20 protein-coding genes are annotated in these 22,322 nt (G+C 65.6%); 7 read left to right on the top strand and 13 right to left on the bottom strand.

Going from position 1 to position 22,322, the window contains the following annotated elements; all coding sequences use genetic code 11:
* The first annotated feature begins 129 nt into the window (after nt 1-129).
* The 3 genes from BMI90_RS01650 to BMI90_RS01660 all read left to right on the top strand — a co-directional run bounded on the left by BMI90_RS01650 (nt 130) and on the right by BMI90_RS01660 (nt 3,096).
* Nucleotides 130-1,305: an acetyl-CoA C-acetyltransferase gene (locus tag BMI90_RS01650; RefSeq protein ID WP_078525307.1), complete on the top strand. Its 1,176-nt coding sequence runs from the start codon at nt 130-132 to the stop codon at nt 1,303-1,305.
* 119 nt (nt 1,306-1,424) lie between these two features.
* Entirely contained in the window at nt 1,425-2,147 is a 723-nt protein-coding gene (locus BMI90_RS01655; protein ID WP_078525309.1) for a beta-ketoacyl-ACP reductase, read from the top strand.
* A 67-nt stretch (nt 2,148-2,214) separates the two neighbouring features.
* Entirely contained in the window at nt 2,215-3,096 is an 882-nt protein-coding gene (locus BMI90_RS01660; RefSeq protein WP_078525312.1) for an EamA family transporter, read from the top strand.
* 69 nt (nt 3,097-3,165) lie between these two features.
* Here BMI90_RS01660 and BMI90_RS01665 read toward each other — a convergent pair whose 3' ends face one another.
* The 3 genes from BMI90_RS01665 to BMI90_RS01675 form a co-directional block, all read right to left on the bottom strand.
* Nucleotides 3,166-3,333 carry a YdcH family protein gene (locus BMI90_RS01665; RefSeq protein WP_078525314.1) on the bottom strand — a complete coding sequence of 56 codons (168 nt, stop codon included), beginning with the start codon at nt 3,331-3,333 and terminating at the stop codon, nt 3,166-3,168.
* 118 nt (nt 3,334-3,451) lie between these two features.
* A complete protein-coding gene (locus tag BMI90_RS01670; RefSeq protein WP_078525316.1) occupies nt 3,452-4,225 on the bottom strand; it encodes a methyltransferase in 774 nt (257 codons plus the stop codon).
* A complete protein-coding gene (locus BMI90_RS01675) occupies nt 4,225-4,437 on the bottom strand; it encodes a DUF2007 domain-containing protein (protein ID WP_038077279.1) in 213 nt (70 codons plus the stop codon). Before BMI90_RS01675 ends, BMI90_RS01670 begins: the two co-directional genes overlap by 1 nt.
* Before the next feature lie 60 nt (nt 4,438-4,497).
* Here BMI90_RS01675 and BMI90_RS01680 point away from each other — a divergent pair, with 60 nt between their 5' ends.
* On the top strand, nt 4,498-5,499 hold the full coding sequence (locus BMI90_RS01680; protein ID WP_078527154.1) for a polyprenyl synthetase family protein: 1,002 nt from the start codon (nt 4,498-4,500) through the stop codon (nt 5,497-5,499).
* Nucleotides 5,500-5,587: 88 nt separating this feature from the next.
* On the opposite strand, the gene BMI90_RS01685 is transcribed toward BMI90_RS01680, so the two are convergent.
* From BMI90_RS01685 to BMI90_RS01695, 3 genes are all read right to left on the bottom strand, one after another.
* Nucleotides 5,588-6,571, bottom strand: a complete 984-nt coding sequence (locus BMI90_RS01685) for a 4-(cytidine 5'-diphospho)-2-C-methyl-D-erythritol kinase (RefSeq protein WP_078525318.1) — start codon at nt 6,569-6,571, stop codon at nt 5,588-5,590.
* Nucleotides 6,558-8,402 carry a tetratricopeptide repeat protein gene (locus BMI90_RS01690; protein ID WP_078525320.1) on the bottom strand — a complete coding sequence of 615 codons (1,845 nt, stop codon included), beginning with the start codon at nt 8,400-8,402 and terminating at the stop codon, nt 6,558-6,560. Before BMI90_RS01690 ends, BMI90_RS01685 begins: the two co-directional genes overlap by 14 nt.
* A gap of 155 nt (nt 8,403-8,557) precedes the next feature.
* Nucleotides 8,558-11,059: an FAD-dependent oxidoreductase gene (locus tag BMI90_RS01695; RefSeq protein ID WP_078525323.1), complete on the bottom strand. Its 2,502-nt coding sequence runs from the start codon at nt 11,057-11,059 to the stop codon at nt 8,558-8,560.
* Nucleotides 11,060-11,487: 428 nt separating this feature from the next.
* Between BMI90_RS01695 and BMI90_RS01700 the strand changes: the two genes are divergently transcribed.
* A complete protein-coding gene (locus BMI90_RS01700) occupies nt 11,488-12,600 on the top strand; it encodes a PRC-barrel domain-containing protein (RefSeq protein ID WP_078525325.1) in 1,113 nt (370 codons plus the stop codon).
* Nucleotides 12,601-12,681: 81 nt separating this feature from the next.
* On the opposite strand, the gene BMI90_RS01705 is transcribed toward BMI90_RS01700, so the two are convergent.
* Nucleotides 12,682-13,668, bottom strand: a complete 987-nt coding sequence (locus tag BMI90_RS01705) for a D-glycerate dehydrogenase (RefSeq protein WP_078525327.1) — start codon at nt 13,666-13,668, stop codon at nt 12,682-12,684.
* 185 nt (nt 13,669-13,853) lie between these two features.
* Here BMI90_RS01705 and BMI90_RS01710 point away from each other — a divergent pair, with 185 nt between their 5' ends.
* Both BMI90_RS01710 and BMI90_RS01715 read left to right on the top strand, forming a co-directional pair.
* A complete protein-coding gene (locus BMI90_RS01710) occupies nt 13,854-14,522 on the top strand; it encodes an SH3 domain-containing protein (RefSeq protein WP_078525329.1) in 669 nt (222 codons plus the stop codon).
* Nucleotides 14,523-14,571: 49 nt separating this feature from the next.
* Nucleotides 14,572-15,456, top strand: coding sequence for a cation diffusion facilitator family transporter (locus tag BMI90_RS01715; RefSeq protein WP_078525331.1), 885 nt, complete (start codon nt 14,572-14,574; stop codon nt 15,454-15,456).
* 101 nt (nt 15,457-15,557) lie between these two features.
* Here BMI90_RS01715 and BMI90_RS01720 read toward each other — a convergent pair whose 3' ends face one another.
* From BMI90_RS01720 to BMI90_RS01745, 6 genes are all read right to left on the bottom strand, one after another.
* Nucleotides 15,558-17,579 carry a M3 family metallopeptidase gene (locus tag BMI90_RS01720; RefSeq protein WP_078525333.1) on the bottom strand — a complete coding sequence of 674 codons (2,022 nt, stop codon included), beginning with the start codon at nt 17,577-17,579 and terminating at the stop codon, nt 15,558-15,560.
* 37 nt (nt 17,580-17,616) lie between these two features.
* Nucleotides 17,617-18,678, bottom strand: a complete 1,062-nt coding sequence (locus tag BMI90_RS01725; protein ID WP_078525335.1) for a HesA/MoeB/ThiF family protein — start codon at nt 18,676-18,678, stop codon at nt 17,617-17,619.
* 3 nt (nt 18,679-18,681) lie between these two features.
* Nucleotides 18,682-19,152, bottom strand: a complete 471-nt coding sequence (gene dut, locus BMI90_RS01730) for a dUTP diphosphatase (protein ID WP_078525337.1) — start codon at nt 19,150-19,152, stop codon at nt 18,682-18,684.
* Nucleotides 19,153-19,275: 123 nt separating this feature from the next.
* Nucleotides 19,276-20,484, bottom strand: a complete 1,209-nt coding sequence (gene coaBC / locus BMI90_RS01735) for a bifunctional phosphopantothenoylcysteine decarboxylase/phosphopantothenate--cysteine ligase CoaBC (protein ID WP_078525339.1) — start codon at nt 20,482-20,484, stop codon at nt 19,276-19,278.
* A 58-nt stretch (nt 20,485-20,542) separates the two neighbouring features.
* Nucleotides 20,543-21,355: a ChaN family lipoprotein gene (locus BMI90_RS01740; protein WP_078525341.1), complete on the bottom strand. Its 813-nt coding sequence runs from the start codon at nt 21,353-21,355 to the stop codon at nt 20,543-20,545.
* Nucleotides 21,352-22,230, bottom strand: a complete 879-nt coding sequence (locus tag BMI90_RS01745; protein WP_078525343.1) for an RNA polymerase factor sigma-32 — start codon at nt 22,228-22,230, stop codon at nt 21,352-21,354. The genes BMI90_RS01740 and BMI90_RS01745 overlap by 4 nt, the downstream gene beginning before the upstream one ends.
* Nucleotides 22,231-22,322: the final 92 nt, after the last annotated feature.

Here is a 22,322-nt window from a genome sequence, read left to right on the forward strand (position 1 = left end):
CAATAAAATTGCGCTAACAATCGGATGATCCGCGCGATTCGGCTTGACCTCACGTCCGCTTCCGCCATGCTGCGCGGCAGCAAGCGGGCGCGTATTGGCGCCGGCTCCTAACGTGATGAGGAGGTTCCCATGACAAATGTCGTCATCGTCTCGGCCGCGCGCACGGCCGTCGGCTCGTTCAACGGCTCGTTCGCCAACACCCCGGCCCATGATCTCGGCGCCGCGGTGCTCGAGGCGGTCGTCGCCCGTGCGGGTATCGAGAAAGGCGAGGTCTCGGAAACCATCCTCGGTCAGGTCCTGACCGCCGGTCAGGGCCAGAACCCCGCCCGTCAGGCCCATATCAATGCAGGTCTTCCGATCGAATCCGCCGCGTGGTCGATCAACCAGGTCTGTGGCTCGGGCCTGCGCACCGTCGCGCTCGGCGCCCAGCACATCATGTGCGGTGACGCCGATATCGTGATCGCGGGCGGCCAGGAAAGCATGTCGCTGTCGCCCCATGTCGCGCATCTGCGCGCGGGCCAGAAGATGGGCGACATGAAGATGATCGACTCGATGATCAAGGACGGGCTGTGGGACGCGTTCAACGGCTACCATATGGGCCAGACCGCCGAGAATGTCGCGAACCAGTGGCAGATCTCGCGCGAAATGCAGGATGAGTTCGCGCTCGCCTCGCAAAACAAGGCCGAGGCCGCTCAGAAGGCCGGAAAATTCGCCGACGAAATCATCCCCTTCACCGTGAAGACCCGCAAGGGCGAGACGATCGTCGACAGCGACGAGTATATCCGCCACGGCGCGACGCTGGAATCGATGCAGAAGTTGCGTCCGGCCTTCACCAAGGATGGCTCGGTCACCGCAGGCAATGCGAGCGGCATCAACGATGGCGCGGCTGCCGTGCTGCTGATGACCGAAGAAGAGGCCGCCAAGCGCGGGCTCACCCCGATGGCGCGGATCGCCTCTTACGCGACCGCCGGTCTCGATCCGTCGATCATGGGCTGCGGCCCGATCCCGTCGTCGCGCAAGGCGCTGGAAAAGGCGGGCTGGAAAGCCTCCGATCTCGACCTGATCGAGGCGAACGAGGCTTTCGCGGCGCAGGCCTGCGCGGTGAACAAGGACATGGGCTGGGATACCGACAAGGTGAACGTGAACGGCGGCGCGATCGCCATCGGTCACCCGATCGGTGCGAGCGGCGCGCGCATCCTGAACACCCTGCTGTTCGAGATGAAGCGTCAGAGCGCGCAGAAAGGCCTCGCCACGCTGTGCATCGGCGGCGGCATGGGCGTCGCAATGTGCATCGAAGGGCTCTGATCCGACAGGTCAGCGCGTAATAAATTGCTGCAAAAGCAAAAAAGGCGCGCAACAATGTTGCGCGCCTTTCTCAATTTCGGTAACAGCGTTTCAACGGAATTTCACCTGGAGGAGGAATCATGTCCAGAGTTGCATTGGTCACCGGCGGGTCGCGCGGCATCGGCGCAGCCATCTCGAAAGCGCTTCAGGCGGCGGGCTACACCGTCGTCGCGAACTATGCCGGCAATGACGAGGCTGCGGCCAAATTCACCGCGGAAACCGGCATCAAGACCTACAAATGGTCGGTCGCCGATTACGACGCCTGCTCCGCCGGCATCGAGAAGATCGAAGCCGAGGTCGGCCCGATCGACGTGCTGGTGAACAATGCCGGCATCACCCGCGATGCGCCCTTCCACAAGATGACCCGCGAGCAGTGGAACGAGGTGATCGACACCAACCTCAGCGGCATCTTCAACATGACCCATCCGCTCTGGGCGAAGATGCGCGAGCGCAAGTTCGGCCGGATCGTGAACATCTCGTCGATCAACGGTCAGAAGGGTCAGTTCGGTCAGGCAAACTACTCGGCGGCGAAGGCGGGCGATCTGGGCTTCACCAAGGCGCTGGCGCAGGAAGGCGCGCGCGCGGGCATCACCGTGAACGCGATCTGCCCCGGCTATATCGCGACCGAGATGGTGATGGCGGTGCCCGAGAAGGTGCGCGAGGCGATCATCGGCCAGATCCCGGTCGGCCGTCTGGGCGAGCCCGAAGAGATCGCGCGCTGCGTGGTCTTCCTGTCCTCGGACGACGCAGGCTTCATCACCGGCTCGACGATCACCGCGAATGGCGGTCAGTATTTCGTCTGATTTCGCCTCTTGGCAATCGGACCCGAGGCCCGCATCTTGCGGGCCTCTTTCATTTCGCGGGGGCAACATGACGCGGGGCAAGGCAACATCGATCGGTTTCAGCGCCGTCCTGCTCTGGGCGCTGCTCGCCTTGCTCACCGTGGGCTCGGCGCCGGTGCCGCCACTCCTGCTCAATGCGTTGTGCTTCGCGGTCGGCGGCGTGATCGGAGTGATCTGGCTGATCGCCACCGGCACGCTCGGGCAATTGCGCGAGGTGTCTTGGAAGGTCTATGCGGCGGGCACGGCGGGGCTGTTTGGCTATCACCTGTTCTATTTCTCGGCGCTGCGCCTCGCGCCCCCGGCCGAGGCGGGGCTGATCGCCTATCTCTGGCCCCTGCTGATCGTGTTGTTCTCGGGGCTGCTGCCGGGGGAGCGGTTGACGATATGGCATATCGCAGGGGCGGCGATGGCGTTTCTGGGTGCGGCGCTGATCCTTGGCGGCGGGCTCTCGGCGGATGCGAGCGCGCTACCCGGCTATGCGCTGGCGCTGGTCTGCGCGCTGACATGGTCGAGCTATTCGCTGCTCTCGCGGCGCTTCGGCTCGGTGCCGACGGCGGCGGTGGCGGTTTATTGCCTCGCGACCTCGGTGCTGTCGGGGCTGGCGCATCTGGTGCTGGAGCCGACCGTCTGGCCGGAAAATGCGCTTGGCTGGGCCTCGGTTCTGGCGCTGGGACTGGGGCCGGTGGGGCTGGCTTTCTACACCTGGGATCTCGGCGTGAAGCGCGGGGATATCCAGCTTCTGGGCACGGCCTCCTATGCCGCGCCGCTGGTCTCGACACTGGTGCTGGTGGCGGTGGGGATTGCACCCGCGAGCGCGACATTGCTGATCTCGGCGGCGCTGATCGCGGGGGGCGCGGGGTTGGCGGCCCTTGGCGGGCGTCGGAAGGTCCGCCCGGAACCGGGCGTCTGAACGAGACCCTGAAATGCCACGGGCCGCCCCAAAAGGGCGGCCCGGAAAATTCGTGAGAGGGGCCTGAACTCAGGCCGATTCGAGCCGGTTGATCTCCTCTTTCAACCGCAGCTTCTGCTTCTTCATCTGGGCGATTTCGAGATCGTCGATACTCGGGCGGCGCGTAGCGCGCTCAACCTCCATCGACAGAGCCTCATGTTTTTTGCGAAGTTCGTTGATATGCGAACCAAGCGACATGGCAGTCTCCTCTCTAGTTGTCAGCATCATGATTGCAGCACAGGATTTGAGTCGTGTCACGAGATTGTCGTGAAAAGATGCCTTATCCCCAGATTTTTCGCGAAATCTTGCGAAAGCGTTAACGCGAGATCGGCAATATTTGACCATCACGCAGGATTGCGCGCGCAACTTTCGTTAAATCCTCCGCATCCCGTGAATGCTCGGGGGCTGCATGCAGCACGAGCGGCGCAAGCAGTTTCAGGGGCGTCCGTGCACCCTTTCGGGCGGTGACGATGACGCGCCGGGCCGCGCGACCTTCCCGCGGAGCTATAGGGAGAATTGTGGTGGCTCCGGCGCGCGATTTCAACCCTTCGAGCAGATCCGCCAACCTGTCCGCCTGCTGAATGATGGTGATCCAGCCCTCGGGCTTGAGCCGGCGCAATCCCGCATCGATCCAGGCGGCGATCGGCGTGGCCTCGCGCTGTGCGCGTTCGCGGCCCGGATCGAGGGCGGGTGTTCCGTCCGAGCTGCCGAAATAGGGCGGATTGGCGATCACGTGATCGAAGCTGCGCGCACGCAGATCGGGCGGCATCTGCGAGAGATCCCCCTCGACCACCTCGAAGGGGATCGCGTTGCGCGCGGCATTGGCGCGGGCGAGCGCGGCATAGGCCGGTTGCAGCTCGAGCCCGGTCAGCGCGAGCCCCGGCACACGGTAGCCCAGACACAGGCTCGCCACCCCTGCCCCGCAGCCCAGTTCCAGCACCGACTGACCCGGGCGCGTATCGCAGGCGGCCGCCAGAAGCACCGGGTCCATCGCCGCGCGATAGCCCGCACGGGGTTGCGCGATGCGCAAACGCCCGCCCAGAAAGCCGTCCTCGGTCAGGTCCTCGGGGGTGAACGGCGCGACCTGCATCAGTCCGACCGGATCTCGTTGTCGCGCAAGACCGCCTGCGCCATGAACAGATCGCTGTCGCGCACCATCAGCCGCCGCGGCAGAATGCCCAAGGAGCCTTCGAGCACGCTCGTATGGACGTCGAGCTGAAAGGTGCTTATACCCTCGCCCTCGAGAAGGGCGGTGGCCATGGCCAGTTTCACCGGGTCCGTGCTGCGCAGAAGCTCTTTCATATTCCTCACTTACGGCCCCGATGCCGGGCTGTCGAGATGAGGCAGAGCGAAGGGATGACGATGAGCCTCGACGACAAGGCGGAGAAACCGCATGACAGGCTGGCCAAGGCGCTGGCGGGCGATATGGCGGCGGTGGACGCGCTGATCGCCGAGCGTATGGCCTCGCGCCACGCACCGCGCATCCCCGAAGTGACAGCGCATCTGGTGGGCGCGGGCGGCAAGCGGCTGCGGCCGATGCTGACGGTGGCCGCGGCGAAGCTCTGCGGCTATGAGGGCAACCTTCATCACAACCTGGCCGCCGCGGTCGAGTTCATCCATACGGCGACGCTCCTGCATGACGACGTGGTCGATGAAAGCAAGCAGCGCCGGGGCCGCCCGACCGCGAACCTGCTGTGGGACAACAAATCAAGCGTTCTGGTGGGCGATTACCTCTTCGCGCGGTCCTTCCAGCTGATGACCGATACTGACAATCTGCGGGTGCTGTCGATCCTGTCGAGCGCGAGCGCGGTGATCACCGAGGGCGAAGTTCTGCAACTGAGCGCCGCGGAGGACATGAAGACCACCGAGGAGACCTATTACACGGTGATCCGCGGCAAGACCGCCGCGCTGTTTTCGGCCTCGACCGAAGCGGGCGCGGTGCTGTCGGGTGCTCCGGAGGAGCAGGTCGAGGCGTTGCGCGATTACGGCGAGGCGCTCGGGATCGCGTTTCAGGTGGTCGACGATCTCCTGGACTACCTCAGCGACGCGAAGACCATGGGCAAGAACGTGGGCGACGATTTCCGCGAGCGCAAGCTGACCCTGCCGGTGATCAAGGCGATCGCGAAAGCCGGTGACGAGGATCGCGCCTTCTGGATCCGGGTGATCGAGAAGGGCGACCAGCGCGAAGGCGATCTGGAGCACGCGTTGGAGCTGATGCAGACCAATGGCGCGCTCGACGAGACCCGCGCCGCGGCGCTCGACTGGGCCGATCGGGGTCGTGCGCGGCTGGCGGTACTGCCCGAGAGCGAGCTGCGCGACATGCTCGACGATCTGGCCGATTACGTGGTGGCGCGGCTGCGCTGACCGGCGGACGCACCGGGCGGCACACCCGTCGCCGCTTGGTTCTCGACCCAATGGCGTACCTGTCGACGCCCCCCGCGAGATATCTGGATCATGAAGAAGGGGCGTGGCTTCGGGGCTGCGCCTTTTGCGTCTGATCGCCGAGGTTCCCGGAGGCGATCCACCAGCCGGGACGTTGCGCGGCAAGGCGCACTTCGGCATCGCGCGCGGCGTCTTCCGTCTCGAAAAGCGCAAAACAGGTGGCTCCCGATCCCGACATCCGGGCAAGGCGGCATCCGGGCAACGTGCTGAGCTCCGTGATCACCTCGGCGATGACCGGCGCGGTGGCGATGGCCGGCGCCTGAAGGTCGTTGCGCTGGGTGGTCAGCCACTCGATGCAGTCTGAAGTGCCTGCGAAATTCGGCAGCGTCTCGGGCATGGCCGGATTGTCCTTGCGCGCGAGGGCCTTGAAAACGGCAGGCGTCGGCACCTCGACACGCGGGTTCACCAGAAGCGCAGGCAAAGGCGGCAGATCGACACGCGTGAGCACCTCACCGATGCCGCCGACGCGCAGCGGTCGCGGGACCAAGCACATCGGCACATCCGCCCCCAGCTTCGCGAGCCCGCGAGAGAGCCCCGCAAGACGGGGCGGCATCTCTGCCGTCATGGCCTCTTGTTGCGCCGGGTCTTGCGCGCGCGCCACATGCGCGGGATCGAGATCGGTTTCGCGCGAAAGCTCCCAGAACGCCATCAGCCCCCGGATCGCCGCCGCCGCATCCGACGAGCCCCCACCGATGCCCGAGGCGGGCGGCAGGCGCTTGTCGAGAAGGAAGGACGCCCCACATGCGACGCCCGCGCTCTCTGCCAGAAATGCGGCGGCCTTCAGGACAAGGTTCGACATGTCGGCCGGCACGCCGGCCGCCTCGGGCCCCTCGACGGTCACCGAAAGCGTATCACCCGGCTCGATGACCAGCCCGTCCCCTACCGGCGCGAAGGCAACGAGGCTGTCGAGCAGGTGATAGCCATCCGTCCGCAGGCCGGTGACGTGAAGCGTGAGGTTGATCTTGGCCGGCGCGAAGACGCTAGTTGCTCGCATCGGCACCCTTGCTCGGCCCAAGATCCTTGAGCGGCGGCAGTCCCTCTTCCTTGCGCACCTGATCCAGGCCCACTTCGATCTTGCGGCGGATCTGATCGGGATCGAGCTCTTCGGTGGTCTCCCCGTCATCGGTCGCGAAAGAGAGCGCGCGGCGCCACTGGAACTCGGCTTCGCGCTTGCGCCCGACCGCCCAGAGCACATCGCCCAGGTGATCGTTGAGCAGCGGATCGCGGGGCTCGAGCTCGACGGCGCGTTCCATCTCGTCGGCGGCTTCCTGATAGTGGCCAAGCTTGAAGAGCGCCCAGCCCAGACTGTCGATGATGAAGCCCGCATCGGGGCGTTCCTCGGCCGCCTTGCGGATCATCGCGAGTGCCTCGTCGAGATTCTCGCCGCGATCGACATAGGAATAGCCCAGGTAGTTGAGCACCGAAGGCTGGTCGGGCGAAAGCGTGAGCGCCTCGCGGAAGCCTTTCTCGGCCTCGGACCAATTGCCCGAGCGCTCCTGCGCGATGGCGCGCGAATACCAGACGAACCAGTCGTTGGGCTTGGGCTCTCCCAGAAGCGCAACCGCCTTGTCATAGGCCTTGGCGGCCTCGGGGAAGCGGCTCTCGCGGCGCAGCGTGTCACCCAATGCGGTCCACACGCCCACCAGATTGGGCCGGATCCGCGACAGGTTTTCCAAGACCTCGATCGCCGCATCGTTGCGGCCCGCGCGCACCATCGACTCCGCCCGGCCGATCTCGGCGGCATGGTAGATCGGGCTCTCGGGCGAGATCGCGGCATAGGCCGCAATCGCGAGGTCGTACTGCTTTTGCTGATCGAGCAGCGAGGCCGTCAACAGGTTGGAATCGTCAAGCCCCGGGGCGACCAGATTGGCCAGCCGCGAATGCATCAGCGTGAAGGTGTCGGGCGCATCCCCCACCAGTGCCTGTGCGACCGAGTAATAGACCTCGGCCACGCCATCGGTGGCGTTGCGCACGATATCATAGGGCAGCGTCTCGCCCTTGAGCAGCGCGGCACGCATCGCCTCGAGCTGCGGATCGAGATCGGGGCCGAAGCTGTCCTCGATCAGCTTGGCCGCCTCGTCGTTCTTCTCGAGCTGCGAGAGGATCTCGGCATGGGCGATCACGCCGCGCCGGGTCGAGGTGATGGTCGCGCCATGCTCGCCGGTGAAGATCTTGTCCGCGCCCTCGTAATCCCCCACCAGCGCAAGCGCGAGAGCCTTGTGGAAATCGGCGAATGCGCCAAGCCCCTTCTCTTCGCCCACCTTGTCGAAAGCGGAAGCGGCATCGGACATCTTGCCCTCGCCCACCAGCGCCCAGGCCCGCGAGAGGCCGCCCACGAGCGGTCCGGGATCGGCATCGCTGTCGAGCAGAGCAAGCGCACCTGCCCAATCCTTGTCGCGCGCGAATTGGGCGAGATCGACGAGCGCCGCGATCTGGCTGCCGGTTTCGGCGTCGATCATCTGCCGGGCCAGCGGGACCGCCCGTTCGAAATCTCCGATCGCGATTTCCGAAACCAACGTCGCCTCGGCGGTCGCAGCGCTGCTATCACCGCTCGCCATCAGTTTGCGGTAGTAATGCGCGGCCTCGGCGAAATCGAATTGCTGCGAGGCGATGCGCGCCGCGAGATAGGCGCCCGCCTCCTGCGGGCTTGGGTCGTTGGACGTATCGCCCGCCGCCTGCGCAGCCGCGGCGGCGTCGGCCGCATCGGCTGCGGCCTCTGGGCTGTCCGCTGCCGGTGCGTCTTGCGCATGGAGCGGCAGGGCCGCGGAAGAGCCCATCAGGAAAGCAATCAGCGCAAGGCGCAGCGGGGTCGGAAAACTCGGCACGAAACGGTCCTTTCGATCGGTTCGGCGCGAGGGTAACGGGGCGCCCCCGGCAAGGCAATGCGGCGCGCACGCCCGCGCGGGAAGCTGCCGGTGAGGACACGACGTTGTGACCGACGAGAACGGCCAAGGGAAAGGGGGCAGCGCCCCCTGCCCACTCAGCCGTCGACGCGGATGCGGATGTTCGCGGGATCGTGCGGGCTGTCTTCGGTCACTTCGGCGGGGTAGTCGGCTCCGAGGATACGCACGCTCAGCTTCGTGCCGGGTTCCGCCAGATCGGGGCGCACATAGCCCATGCCGATCTGCTTGCCGAAGGTCACCGACCAGCCGCCCGAGGTCAGACGACCGACCCGCTCGCCACCCTGCTTGATCACTTCCTTACCCCACGGATCCGCGTCCTCGGGCCCGTCGATCAGCAGCGTCACGCATTTCGAGCGGATGCCGGTGTCGAGCATCGCCTGTTTGCCGGTGAAGTCCTTCTCGAGATCGATGAAGCGGTCGAGACCGGCCTCTTGCGGGGTCGCGTCGCGGCCAAGCTCGTTGCCGAAGGCGCGGTAGCTCTTTTCCTGACGCAGCCAGTTCTGGGCGCGCGCACCGACGAGCTTGAGCCCGTGCTTCTCGCCCGCCTTGACCAGCAGTTCCCAGAGGTAGCGCGACATCTCGACGGGGTGGTGCAATTCCCAGCCAAGCTCGCCCGTATAGGCCACGCGCACCGCGCGCACCGGGCACATGCCCAGCTCGATATTGCGCATCGACAGCCACGGGAAGCGTTTGTTCGACAGCACGGTTTCCGGATAGGCGTCCTTCACCACCTCTTGCAGGATGGCGCGGGCATTCGGCCCCGCCAGCGCGAAGACACCCCATTGCGTGGTGATGTCGTGGCAATCGACGTAATCGCCGCCCGCTGCGCGGAAATCCTCGATCGACTTGCGCAGGAAATCTCCATCATAGTCGGCCCACGCACCGGCCGAGATCAGGTAATATTCGTCCTCGGCCAGACGCACGATGGTGTATTCGGTGCGCGTCGTGCCCGCTTCGGTCAGCGCGTAGGTCAGGTTGATCCGGCCGACTTTCGGCAGCTTGTTGCAGGTGAACCGGTCGAGGAAGGCGGTCGCGCCGGGGCCGCGCACGAGATGCTTGGCGAAGGCGGTCGCGTCGATCAGGCCGGCGGTTTCGCGGATCGCGCGGGCCTCGGCCTCGGCATATTGCCACCAGCCGCCCCGGCGGAAGCTGCGGCTGTCATGGTCAAAGCTCGCGGGCGCATCCTTGGGCCCGTAATAGTTCGGGCGTTCCCAACCGTTGACCTGCCCCATCTGCGCGCCCTCGGCGATCTGGCGGTCGTAATTCGGCGCGGTGCGCAGCGGACGGCACGCTTCGCGCTCTTCATCGGGGTGGTGCAGGATGAAGACGTGCTCGTAGCATTCCTCGTTCTTGCGCGCGGCATATTCGGTCGTCATCCACGAGCCGTAACGCTTGGGATCGAGCGACGCCATATCGATCTCGGCCTCGCCGTTCACCATCATCTGGGCGAGGTAATAGCCCGTGCCGCCCGCCGCCGTGATGCCGAAGGAGAAGCCTTCCGCCAGCCACATGTTGCGCAGCCCCGGCGCGGGGCCGACCAGCGGGTTGCCGTCAGGCGTGTAGCAGATCGGACCGTTGAAATCGTCCTTGAGGCCGACGGTCTCGGAGGTCGGCAGACGATGGATCATCGACATGTATTCTTCCTCGATCCGCTCCAGATCGAGCTGGAACAGGTCGGCGCGGAAGCTCTCGGGCACGTCATAGCAGAACCGCGCGGGCGCGTTGCGCTCGTAAGGGCCGAGGATCCAGCCGCCGCGCTCTTCGCGGACATACCATTTCGCATCGGCATCGCGCAGGACGGGGTGCTCGGGATTGCCCTCGGCGCGCCATTTCACCAGCGCCGGATCGGGTTCGGTCACGATGAACTGGTGCTCGACCGGGATTGCCGGGATCTTGATGCCCAGCAGGCGCGCGGTGCGCTGCGCGTGGTTGCCGGTGCAGGTCACGACATGCTCGGCGCGGATCTCGATCTCTTCGCCCGAGCCGACGAGGTTGCCGCCCTTCTCGACCATCTTCTCGAGCGTGACGACCCATTCCGAGCCGGTCCAGCGATAGGCGTTGACCTGCAGCTTGCGCGCGATCTCGGCGCCGTGCTGGCGTGCGCCCTTGGCCATGGCCTGCGTCACGTCGGCGGGGTTAATATAGCCGTCCTGCGGGTGGAACAGCGCGCCCACGAGGTCTTCGGTGTTCAGAAGCGGCCAGCGTTCCTTCATCTGCGCAGGCGTCAGGAACTCGTGATAGACCTCCGCCGTATCGGCGACGCTCGAATAGAGTTTGTATTCGTCCATCCGCGCCTGGGTCTGCGCCATGCGCAGGTTGCCGCAGATCGAGAAGCCCGCGTTCAGACCGGTTTCCGCCTCGAGCGTCTTGTAGAAATCGACCGAGTATTTGTGGATGTGGGTCGTCGCGTAGCTCATGTTGAAGAGGGGCAGCAGACCGGCCGCGTGCCAGGTCGAGCCCGAGGTCAGCTCGTCGCGCTCCACCAGAAGCGTATCCCAGCCCGCCTTGGCCAGGTGATAGGCGACCCCGCATCCGACGGCACCGCCGCCAACGACCAGAGCTTTGACATGGGTTTTCATCGCGGGCTGTCTCCTTGGGGATCTCCGAAGTCAGATTGCCCCGTTCGGGGTGCGCGGCAATCCGATCCGGGCGACATTCGCGCGACAAAAACGACATTGCATCGCGGGCGCAGCGCGCGTGACCGATCGCGGCGGCGCGTGCGACAGCCTCGCGCGACGAAAACCTGCGCGGCGATCCGCCGGACGCGACGGGCCGCAAGTCACCGGTTTGGGCAAGTTCCAGCCGCTTTCGCCGCCCGGGATTTGTCCTGTGACAAATCTCCCCGCGCATTCACGAAACCCCGCCATGGTTCCCCGAAAATTAAAAAATTTTTGCCTGTCCGGGACAGGAACTGAGCGCCGCGGCACGGGTTTGGTCACCATCTGACGGCGGCACAACCCGACGGGTCCGGAGCCGCCCGAACTCGCAAAAACCAAGGGAGACGAGAATGAAAAAGCTCATCACCACCACGGCCATCGGCCTCATGCTGGCGCTGCCCGCGGCGGCGGAAACCAAAACCGACGTTCAGGTGACCTCGCCCACCGATTCGGCGCAGGTCAATGTCGAACAGGGCACGACCAATGACATGTTCTTCAAGGCGATCCCGCATTCGATCAGCGCCTCGGGACTGATCGGCAAGCGCGTCTATGTCTCGGAGGCCGCGATGGACCCGAGCGAGGCGGTGAAGGCTGCCGACCAGAACTGGGAAGATATCGGTGAGGTCAGCGATGTCGTGATCGACATGAACGGCAATGTCGACGCGGTGCTCGTCGATGTGGGCGGCTTCCTCGGCATTGGCGAGAAGACCATCGCGATTTCGATGGGCTCGCTGCGCCTGATCCCCGATGGCGACACCGAGAACGCCTATTTCGTCGTGATGAAGGGCGACAAGGCGATGCTCGACCAGGCGCCCGCCTATGAAGGCAACATGCAGACGAGCTGGGCCGACACGAGCGAGACCGAAGCCACGATGAACAAGGCTGGCGATGAAGCCGAAGCTTCGACTGAATCCGCGGGTCAGGCTATGGGTGACGCCGCCGATGCGACCAAACAGGCAGCCCCGGATGCGGCCGACAAGACCAAGGCGATGACCGAGGAAGCGGCGCAAAACACCGAGCAGGCCGCGCAGAACGCCGGCGAGGCGATGGGCGATGCCGCCGACAAGGCGGAGGCCGCGACCAAGGACGCGGCGGCCAAGACCGGCTCGGCGATCGACAATGCCGTCGACAGCACCGCGGCTGCTGTTGGCCAGGCCGGTCAGGCCACGGCTGAGAGCGGCAAGCAGGTCGACATCGCTTCGGTCGATCCCGACGTGCTTCGCGGCGAAGGCGTCTACGGCCCGAACGATGACAAGGTCGGCGATGTCTCGGAACTCGTGACCGGTCCCGATGGCTCGATCCAGGGCGTGGTGATCGACGTGGGTGGCTTCCTCGGCATCGGCGCCAAGCCGGTTCAAATCGAGGCCAACCAGCTCACCGTGCTGCAAGACGACCACTCGATCACGGTTCATACCGACCTGACCGAGGAACAGCTCAAGCAGATGCCGAAATACGAAGGCTGAGCTTCAAGAGAGTGATGGAGAGCGGGGGTGACCCCGCCTCCAGGACGAAGGCCCCGGGCGAACCCCGGGGCCTTTTGTCCATCACACCATCGAGGGCACGACGAGATCCGGCGGGCGGTGCCCGTCGGCATAGGTCTTGATGTTCACGAGAACCTTTTCGCCCATCTCGATACGCCCCTCGACCGTGGCCGAGCCCATATGTGGCAACAGCACGACATTGGGCAGCTCGCGCAGGCGCGGATTGACCTCGGAGCCGTGCTCGAAGACGTCAAGCCCCGCCCCGGCAAACTCGCCCGCACGCAGCGCCCGGGTCAGCGCGTTCTCGTCGATCACCTCGCCGCGCGACGTGTTCACGATCACCGCCTCGGGCTTGAGCATCTTCAGGCGACGTGCGTTCAGAAGATGGAATGTCGAGGGCGTATGCGGGCAGTTCACCGAGATCACGTCCATCCGGCTCACCATCTGGTCGAGGCTGTCCCAATAGGTCGCCTCCAGCTCGGCTTCGATATCGGGATGGACCTTGGTGCGATTGTGATAGTGGATCTGCATGCCGAACGCCTTGGCGCGACGCGCCACCGCCTGACCGATCCGGCCCATCCCCAAAATACCTAGCCGCTTGCCGCCGATGCGGTGCCCCAGGAAAGCCGTGGGCGCCCAGCCCTGCCAGTTGCCCGCCTGCATATGGGCAAGCCCCTCGGGGATGCGCCGCGTCACCGCGAGCATCAGCGCAATCGTCATATCGGCGGTGTCATCGGTCACGACGCCGGGCGTGTTCGACACCAGCACCCCGCGCTGACGGGCCGAGGTCACGTCGATATGATCGACCCCCGCGCCGTAATTCGCGATCAGCTTCAGCTTGTCGCCCGCCTGCGCGATCATGCTCGCATCGATCTTGTCGGTGACGCAGGGCACGAGAACATCGGCGCGCATCATCGCATCGACCAGCTCGTCGCGGCTCATCTTGCGGTCGTCGTGGTTGAGTTCGACGTCGAACAATTCCTTCATCCGGGTCTCGACAACCTCGGGCAGGCGTCGCGTCACGACAACACTCAGGCGCGGTGCGGGCATCTCGGGCCTCTCCTCTCTTCCATCGCTGGGCTCTTGCATGCAAACTGCCCATCAACGCGGGCAGGCACAAGGCCCGGAACGAGCAGAAATGGCCCGAATCGACATGAAGGCGTAATTTTATTGCGCGCCGAAATGCCGACGAGCCGCGAAGGGCGCGGGATCGGGCCGTGGACATGGGGCAAGCAATGACGGTCAGCAAGATCTTTGCGGCGGTTTCCGGGATCGCGATTCTCGTCGGGGCGACCTGGAGCGTCTCGGGCGGCAATGCGCAGGCGACGTCAAAGGCGCAAGGCGCGCCCGAACAGACGACCGTGCAGACCTCCGAGGTCGCCGACACGACCGCCCCACAGCCCAAACCCCAGCCCAAACCGGAATCGGTCCAGCCCGGGCCAAGCACGCCCGAGGTGCAACTCTCGGCACCGGTCGCGCGCGGTCCCGTCACACACTTGCCGCTCCCGCGCTATGTCTCGCTCAAGGGCGGCAAGGGCAATGCCCGGCGCGGCCCCTCGCTCTCGCATCGCATCGACTGGGTCTTCACCCATCCAGGCATGCCGTTGCGCGTGACCGCGGAATTCGGCCATTGGCGTCGCGTCGAGGACAGCGAGGGCCAGGGCGGCTGGATCCATTACACCCTGCTTTCGGGCGTGCGCCATGTGATCGTGACGCAGGATATGGTTGACCTCCACGCACGCCCCGACGAAAAGGCCGAGGTTACCGCCAAGGCCCAGATGGGCGCGATCGCACGACTCGGCGCGTGCAATCATGACTGGTGCGAGATCGAGGGCGGCGGGGCCGATGGCTGGCTTCGCAAGGCCGCTCTCTGGGGCGTGGACCCCGACGAGACGCGTGACTGATCCGGGCAGCCGCGCTAGGTAAAGCCGCGGCAAGGAGTCCGAAGACAAGATGGCCTATTCCAACCAAGAGCAGCGGATGAACGCCTCGGCGGGTCTCGCCTCGGTCGGCACGGCGGGCCTGCTCGTCGCGATCAAGGCCTGGGCGCTGTGGCAGACCGGGGCGCTCTCGGTCGGCGCGTCACTGGCAGACAGCGCGGTCGATCTGGTGATCTCGGCGGCGGGGCTGGTGGCGATCCTTTATGCCGCGAAACCCGCCGATGACGATCATGCCTTCGGACATAGCTCGGCCGAGGATCTCGCAGCCCTCGGGCAGGCGCTGATCGTGCTGGGCTCGGCCGCGGCGATCGGGATTGCCGCAGTCCGGCGCCTGCTGTCCCCCACCCCGCCCGAACTGGCCGCTCAAGGGGCGGGCATCGCGGTGATGATCGCCTCGGCCCTGATCACGGCAGCGCTGGTCTGGTGGCAGGGCCGCGTCGCGCGTTCGACCGGCAACAAGGTCGTGGCCGCCGACCGGCTGCATTACGTGGGCGACCTGCTGCCGACGCTGGGCGCGATCCTCGCGCTCTGGCTGTCGCATGATTTCGGCTGGAGCGATGTCGACAGTATCGTCGCGCTGATCGCGGCGGCGATCATGCTGTCGGGCGCGGGGCGGATCGGTGTTGGTGCCTGGAACGCGCTGATGGACCGCGCCGCGCCCGATGACGTGATCGAAGGCATCGCCGCGATCGCCCGCGACTGGCCCGGCGTGCGTGGCTTTCACGACCTCAAGACCCGCACAGCCGGCGCGCAGATCTTCGTGAACCTGCATATCGAGCTCGATGGCGATCAGACGCTGGAGGAGGCCCATGACATCGGCGCTGCCCTCAAGCGCGCCATCGTCGAGGCCTATCCGCAGGCCGATGTCATCATCCACAAGGATGTCTATCGCAGCTGAGCGTCGAGGGGGCGCCGCCCCCGCGCTTCGCGCCCCCCGGGATATTTCCAGCAGTTGGAACGCAGGAGCCTCGCCGGAGGCTCTTGCCCCGCGCCGCCCGCTCAGGCGGCGGGATCGAGCAGACCACGGCCTTTCAGAAGCGGCTCGACGCCGGGCATTCTGCCACGGAACTCGGTATAAAGCTCTTCGGGCGGGCGCGAATTGCCGGCCGAGAGGATGAAACGCTCGAGCTTGGCCGCCGTCGCCGCGTCGAACACATCGCCCGCCTCATCGAAGGCCTCGAACGCATCGGCATCCATCACTTCCGACCACATGTAGCTGTAATAGCCCGCCGAATAGCCGTCGCCCGAGAAGACATGCGAGAAATGCGGGGTCGCGTGGCGCATCCGGATCGCATGCGGCAGCCCGATCCCGGCGAGAACCTCGGCCTGTTTTTCCATCGGATCCTCGGGCGCCGCGCCCTCGTGGAAGGCCAGATCGACCAGCGCCGAGGCCAGATATTCCACCGTCGAGAAGCCCTGATCGAAGGTGGCGGCGCCCTTGAGCTTGTCGCGCAGCGCCACCGGCATCGGCTCACCCGTCTTGTAATGGCGGGCGTGCTTTTCGAGCGTCGCGGGCACGTCGAGCCAATGTTCGTAAAGCTGGCTCGGCAGCTCCACGAAATCGCGCGCAACGGAGGTGCCCGAGAGGAACTGATAGGTCACGTTCGACAGCATCTGGTGCAGCGCGTGGCCGAATTCATGGAACAGCGTGCGCGCATCGTCATGGGACAGAAGCGCCGGATCGCCCTTGGCGAAGTTGCACACATTGACCACGATCGGCACCGGCGCGCCGCCGAGCTTGCGCTGCGAGCGCATCGCCGAACACCAAGCGCCCGAACGTTTCGAGCCGCGCGCGAAATAGTCGCCCAGGAACACGGCCAGCACATCGCCGTTGCGCGAAACCTCCCAGCCACGCACATCCGGGTGGTAGAACGGCCCTTCGATCTCCTTGAACTCCAGCCCGAACAACCGGTTCGCGGTATCGAACGCCGCGCCGATCATCGCGTCGAGCGACAGGAAAGGCTTGATCTGCCCCTCGTCGAAATCATGGTCGGCCACGCGGCGTTTCTCGGCGTAGTAGCGCCAGTCCCAGGGCTCCAGATCGCCGTTGATCCCGTCTTCGCGCATCATCCCGGTCAGCTTCGCGGCATCCGCCTCGGCCGCCGCCTTCGCAGGGGCCCAGACCCGCATCAGCAGATCGCGCACCGCCTGCGGGGTCTTCGCCATCTCGGGTTCGAGCTTGTAGGCCGCGAAGCTCTCATACCCCAGCAGCTTGGCGCGTTCCTCGCGCAGCTTCAGGATCTCGGCGGCGATGGCGCGGTTGTCGGTCTCGCCCCCATTCGCACCGCGCGCAGTCCAAGCCTCATAGGCGATCCGGCGCAATTCGCGATTGGGCGAGAATTGCAGGAAGGGCACGATCAGCGAGCGCGAGAGCGTGAGCACCGGGCCCGCCTCCCCGCGTTCCTCGCCCGCCGCGCGCGCGGTGTCGATGACGAAATCGGGCAGGCCTTCGAGGTCTTCTTCGGCCAGAGGGCGGAACCACTCGCTCTCATCGGCGAGCAGGTTCTGGCTGAACTGCGTGGTGATCGTCGCGAAACGCTGCTTGATCTCCTTCATCCGCTCGGCCGCCGCCCCCTCCAGCCCCGCGCCGGCGCGGGTGAACATCTGGTGATACTGTTCGAGAAGCCGTGCCTGTTCGTCGCTCAACCCGAGGCTGTCGCGCGACTGCCAGAGCTCGTCGATGCGCGCAAACAGCGCCTTGTTCATCGTGATTTCCGAGGAAAACGCCGCGAGCTTCGGCGCCAGATCGCGCATCAGGGCCTGCCGCGGGGGCGTCGCATCGGCACCGGCGAGATTGTAGAACACACCCGCCACCTTATCGAGCGCACCTTCGGCCAGTTCCATCGCCTCGATCGTATTGGCGAAGCTGGGCGGCGCGGCGGTTTCGGCAATGGCAGCGACATTTTCACGGGCTTCCGCGAGCGCCGCGTCGAAAGCAGGGGCGAAATCCTCGTCGGAAATCTTTGCGAAGGGCGGCAATTCGTGGGGGCCGGTCCAGTCGGAAAGAAGCGGGTTGGTCATGGCGGGTCTCCTTTGACGGAGAAGCTAGGGCCTGCCCTCAGGAATGACCATCCCCCGCCGCATGGCCCGCGCCGCATACCGCGCAATCGGCGCGGCGTTTGACCCCGATCTGGCGACTCTCTCCCCAGAGCGCGTCATAAATCATCAGCCGCCCGCGCGCGGACTGGCCCGCGCCGGTGATCTCCTTGATCGCCTCTGCGGCCATCATAGCCCCGACCACGCCGGGCAGCGCGCCGACCACCCCGGCCTCGGCACAAGAAGGTGCGAGCCCCGGCGCGGGCGCTTGCGGGAAGACGCAGGCATAGCAGGGCGCGCCGCGCGCGGGATCGTAGAGCGAGAGCTGCCCTTCCCATTGCGTGATCGCGCCGGAGATCAGCGGCTTGCCCGTCGCCACGCAGGCGGCGTTCACCAGATAGCGGGTGTCGAAATTGTCGGTGCCGTCGAGGACGAGATCGTATTCCGCGATCAGCGCCTCGGCATCCTCCGCCGTCAACCGGCGGTTAAAGGGCCGTATCTCGATATGCGGGTTGAGCGCAGCCATCGCCTTTTGCGCCGAAAAGACCTTGGGCATCCCGATATCGGCGTCGCGATGGATCACCTGCCGCTGCAGGTTGGAGTTCGACACCACATCGTCATCCACGACCCCGATCTGTCCCACCCCGGCGGCGGCGAGGTAAAGCAGCGCGGGCGAGCCCAGCCCCCCGGCCCCGATCACCAGCACTTTCGCCTGTTTGAGCTTCTTCTGCCCCGGCCCGCCGATCTCACGCAGCATGATATGGCGGGCGTAGCGGTCAAGCTCTGCCTCCGAGAACGCGCCGGGCTTGGGCACCGTTTTCGGCTCGGGATCGGCGGCGCGCGCGCGGATGGCACGCAGGAGTTTGCGATAGATGAGAACGAGAGCGACCAGAACGCCAAGCCCGAGCCAGGCCGCGAGCGATCCCCCCAGCACCCGGCCGATCGGGGCGAAACCGGGGATCGGCAGATGGGCGATCACCAACGCGGCCCAGACCAGAACGAGCATGCCGGAAATCGCACGCGCCGAGGCCTTGAGCACCAGTCCCAACCCCACGATCGCCGCCAACAGGACCAGTCCGAGCATCGCTTACCCCTTGCCGGTCGAGCCAAACCCGCCCGCGCCGCGCGCCGTCTCGCCGAGCTCTTCCGTGATTTCAAAGCGCGCCTGCACGACCGGTGCAATGATCGCCTGCGCGATGCGTGCGCCATGTTCTATCAGGTAAGGCTCAGTGCCAAGATTGATCAGCAACACACCCAGAGGCCCTCGATAATCGGCGTCGATCGTGCCGGGGGTGTTGGGCAGGCTGATGCCGTGTTTCAGCGCGAGCCCCGAGCGCGGCCGGATCTGCATCTCGAAACCCTCGGGGATCTCGACGCGCAAGCCCGTCGGGATGATCGCGCGCTGCATCGGGGAAAGCATCATCCCGGAGGCGCGGTCCTCAAGGGCAAGATTGGCGCGGATATCGGCGCCCGCCGCCCCGTGCGTCTCGTAGCGCGGCAATGCGATTTCGGGATCGGCCCAGTCTTCGCGCAGCACCTTGATCGTGGGTGTGTTCACTGTCGCTCTCCTGCCCCGCCTTGCGCGGGTGTCACTTGCGGATGCCTCCGGCGGGGATATTTGGACCAATTCGAAAGATGCACGTGGCTTCGAATTGGCTCAAATATCCCCCGCAGAGCGTCCTCACTCTCCAGATGCGCCCAAGGCCCGCGCGACGCGTGCAGCGAGCCGGTGGGCGACCTCCGCTTTGCTCATCCGCTCCCAGCTCTCGGCACCCTTTGCGTCGATGATCGTCACCGCGTTCTCGGTTCCGCCCATGATCCCCGTGCCGGGGCTCACATCATTGGCAACGATCCAGTCGCAGCCCTTGCGGGCGCGTTTTTCGGTGGCGTGGCGGGTGACGTCATGGGTCTCGGCGGCAAAGCCCACGACGAGGCCGGGGCGGCCCATTTTCATCTGCGACACGGTCGCGAGAATATCGGGGTTCTCGGCGAAATCGAGCGCGGGCAGGTTGCCGGTACCATCCTTCTTCATTTTCTTTTCCGCTGCATTGGCGACGCGCCAATCGGCCACGGCCGCCGCGAAGATCGCGGCATCGGCGGGCAGCGCGGCTTTTACGGCTTCGAGCATCTCGCGGGCGGTCTCGACCTTGATCACCTTCACGCCATCGGGCGGCGAAACAGTGGCCGGGCCGGTGACGAAACTCACCTGCGCGCCCAGATCACGCAGCGCCGCCGCCAGCGCCGTGCCCTGCGCCCCCGAGGAACGGTTCGCGATGTAGCGCACCGGGTCGATCGGCTCATGGGTTGGGCCGGAGGTCACGAGGATATGGCGGCCTTTCAGCGGCCCGTCGGCAAGCGCGTCCTCTATCGCGGCCAGGATCTGCGCGGGTTCGACCATCCGGCCCTCACCGAACTCACCGCACGCCATATCGCCCTCGGTCGGACCCGCGAAAAGCACGCCATCGGCCCTCAAGGTAGCGATATTGCGCTGCGTCGCGGAATGCTCCCACATGCGCACATTCATCGCCGGCGCGATCAACACGCGCTTGTCGGTCGCAAGGAGCAGCGTCGAGGCCAGATCATTGGCCAGCCCGTTCGCCATCTTCGCCATCAGATCCGCGGTGGCCGCGACCACGACGACCAGATCGGCCGCGCGCGAAAGCTGGATATGGCCGATCTCGGCCTCGTGGGTCAGATCGAAGAGATCGGAATGCACCGCTTCGCCCGCGAGCGAGGACACCGTCAACGGCGTCACGAATTCGGCCCCGGCCTTGGTCAGCACCGGGCTGACGGCCGCACCCGCGCCCCGCAGGAGCCGGATCAGCTCGGGCGCCTTGAAGGCCGCGATGCCGCCGCCGATGATCAATAGGATGCGTTTGCCCGCAAGCATTTGCCCCTCCGCATAAACTCCACAAAGGGATAAGCGCCGGGGCGCAGCGGCGCAAGGTTCACTTGAAGGCGGCGCAGGGGTCCTCGCGCAGCGTGGGCGGGGTGACGATCCACAGATCATAGGGCAACGCGCCGGTCTCCTTGCCCGACTCGGCCTCGACCTGCCCCAGAGCGAGCACCTTCGCCGCGGGGTCGGCCTTGCGGATCAGGGCAGGCACGGCGAGGTCGGTCTTGGCATGGCCCGCGCCGGTGATCACCGCGACGGGACCGCCGGTCTCTTTGAGCGCCTGCACCGCGACACGTGCGAAGGCGGCGTCACGGAAGCGTTGTGCTGCGACCATGCCCGGCAGCATCGCGGGCGGCAGCGCATTGCAGTGATCGACCTGAGCTTCGTCCTCAAGCGTCTTCTGAAGATCTTCGGGATAAGGCTGGTCGAGCCCGTAGGCGGCCGCATCGGCGCCAAAGATCTCTGGCAGCGGCTCGGTCATCGCGGCGCGCACCACGTCGCGCGGCTGGGCAGCGCCGTAGATCTTCGCATCGCCCAGCGCCTCGAAAATCGGATAGTAGATCGCGAAATCGGGCCAGCCCGCCTGCTCCCAGCCCAGCGTCATCCCCAATGCCTTCTCGTCCTTCAGAAGCGCTGGCGTGATCTTGGCCGCCTGCCCCGGAGTGAGCTGTTCGAAGACCACGGCCCTGGGTTTCAACGCCCGGATCGCACGGGCCTGATTGAGATGATGCTGCGGGTTGTCGTGGATTTCGCCCAGCACAACGACATCGCCCGAGATCGCGTCAAGCGCCTCGGGCGTGACCTCCTCGGCGAGAACCGGAGAGGCGAGAGCGAAGGTGATAAGACCGAAGAAAAGCCGCTTCATACGAAGAAGCTTTGCACCTCACCCTGATGCGTTTCAAGCGATTTGCGCATCTTGCCGAAGGCCTGCGCCTCGAGCTGCCGGATGCGCTCCTTCGACAGGCCCAGCTCTTCGCCGAGGCTTTCGAGCGTGCGCGGATCTTCGATCAGGCGGCGCTCGGTCACGATATAGCGCTCCCGGTCGGTCAGCGTCTGCATCGCTTCGCCAAGCCAGACGCGCATCGTCTCGCCGTCATGCGTCTCGGCCACGGCCTCTTCGGGGCTCGCACCGTCATCCTCGAGCGTGTCGACCCATTCGCGGCCCTCTTCATCGCTCGACTGGGTGGCGTTGAGCGAAAAATCGGAGCCCGAAAGGCGGCCTTCCATCATCTCGACATCCGCGATCGGCACGCCGATCACTTCGGCAACGCGCTGACGCAGCTGCATCGCATCGAGTTGCTGACCCTCTTGCGCGGCTTCGCGCGAGAGCTGCGCCTGCACCCGGCGCATGTTGAAGAACAGGGCCTTTTGCGACGAGGTCGAGCCGGTGCGCACCATCGACCAGTTGCGCATCACGAATTCCTGGATCGACGCCTTGATCCACCAGACCGCATAGGTCGAAAAGCGAACGCCGCGCTCGGGGTCGAACTTGTCGGCGGCCTTCATCAGGCCCAGCGAGGCTTCCTGGATCAGGTCGTTCATCGGGGCGCCGTAGCGGCGGAATTTGGAGGCCATGGAGATCGCGAGGCGCATATAGGCAGTGACGAGCCGGTGGAGCGCCTGTTCGTCACGTCGATCGCGCCAGGCGCGTGCAAGTTCCGCTTCGGTTTCGGCATCGAGGAACTCCGCGCGCATGGCTTCGCGCGGAAGGGTTTCATCGGTCATACCATCAAGTGCCATTTACCAATCTCCCTGGGTCTCCCGCCCATTTGGACGCAGCCTAATGCGAGTGGCTGCATTGCTCTTACAATCCGCTTCTCATGAAAAGGTTC

The organism is Thioclava sp. L04-15 (genome assembly GCF_002020275.1).
Classification (GTDB): Bacteria; Pseudomonadota; Alphaproteobacteria; order Rhodobacterales; family Rhodobacteraceae; genus Thioclava; species Thioclava marina.

What these genes read in the sequence shown, in the direction of transcription:
- BMI90_RS01675 (WP_038077279.1), bottom strand. Translation starts at nt 4,437, where the DNA reads ATGAAAGAGCTTCTGCGCAGCACGGACCCGGTGAAACTGGCCATGGCC.
- BMI90_RS01710 (WP_078525329.1), top strand. Translation starts at nt 13,854, where the DNA reads ATGACGGTCAGCAAGATCTTTGCGGCGGTTTCCGGGATCGCGATTCTC.
- BMI90_RS01650 (WP_078525307.1), top strand. Translation starts at nt 130, where the DNA reads ATGACAAATGTCGTCATCGTCTCGGCCGCGCGCACGGCCGTCGGCTCG.
- BMI90_RS01720 (WP_078525333.1), bottom strand. Translation starts at nt 17,579, where the DNA reads ATGACCAACCCGCTTCTTTCCGACTGGACCGGCCCCCACGAATTGCCG.
- BMI90_RS01685 (WP_078525318.1), bottom strand. Translation starts at nt 6,571, where the DNA reads ATGCGAGCAACTAGCGTCTTCGCGCCGGCCAAGATCAACCTCACGCTT.
- BMI90_RS01715 (WP_078525331.1), top strand. Translation starts at nt 14,572, where the DNA reads ATGGCCTATTCCAACCAAGAGCAGCGGATGAACGCCTCGGCGGGTCTC.
- BMI90_RS01745 (WP_078525343.1), bottom strand. Translation starts at nt 22,230, where the DNA reads ATGGCACTTGATGGTATGACCGATGAAACCCTTCCGCGCGAAGCCATG.
- BMI90_RS01695 (WP_078525323.1), bottom strand. Translation starts at nt 11,059, where the DNA reads ATGAAAACCCATGTCAAAGCTCTGGTCGTTGGCGGCGGTGCCGTCGGA.
- BMI90_RS01670 (WP_078525316.1), bottom strand. Translation starts at nt 4,225, where the DNA reads ATGCAGGTCGCGCCGTTCACCCCCGAGGACCTGACCGAGGACGGCTTT.
- BMI90_RS01740 (WP_078525341.1), bottom strand. Translation starts at nt 21,355, where the DNA reads ATGAAGCGGCTTTTCTTCGGTCTTATCACCTTCGCTCTCGCCTCTCCG.
- BMI90_RS01725 (WP_078525335.1), bottom strand. Translation starts at nt 18,678, where the DNA reads ATGCTCGGACTGGTCCTGTTGGCGGCGATCGTGGGGTTGGGACTGGTG.
- coaBC (WP_078525339.1), bottom strand. Translation starts at nt 20,484, where the DNA reads ATGCTTGCGGGCAAACGCATCCTATTGATCATCGGCGGCGGCATCGCG.
- BMI90_RS01665 (WP_078525314.1), bottom strand. Translation starts at nt 3,333, where the DNA reads ATGTCGCTTGGTTCGCATATCAACGAACTTCGCAAAAAACATGAGGCT.
- BMI90_RS01660 (WP_078525312.1), top strand. Translation starts at nt 2,215, where the DNA reads ATGACGCGGGGCAAGGCAACATCGATCGGTTTCAGCGCCGTCCTGCTC.
- BMI90_RS01700 (WP_078525325.1), top strand. Translation starts at nt 11,488, where the DNA reads ATGAAAAAGCTCATCACCACCACGGCCATCGGCCTCATGCTGGCGCTG.
- BMI90_RS01680 (WP_078527154.1), top strand. Translation starts at nt 4,498, where the DNA reads ATGAGCCTCGACGACAAGGCGGAGAAACCGCATGACAGGCTGGCCAAG.
- BMI90_RS01705 (WP_078525327.1), bottom strand. Translation starts at nt 13,668, where the DNA reads ATGCCCGCACCGCGCCTGAGTGTTGTCGTGACGCGACGCCTGCCCGAG.
- BMI90_RS01655 (WP_078525309.1), top strand. Translation starts at nt 1,425, where the DNA reads ATGTCCAGAGTTGCATTGGTCACCGGCGGGTCGCGCGGCATCGGCGCA.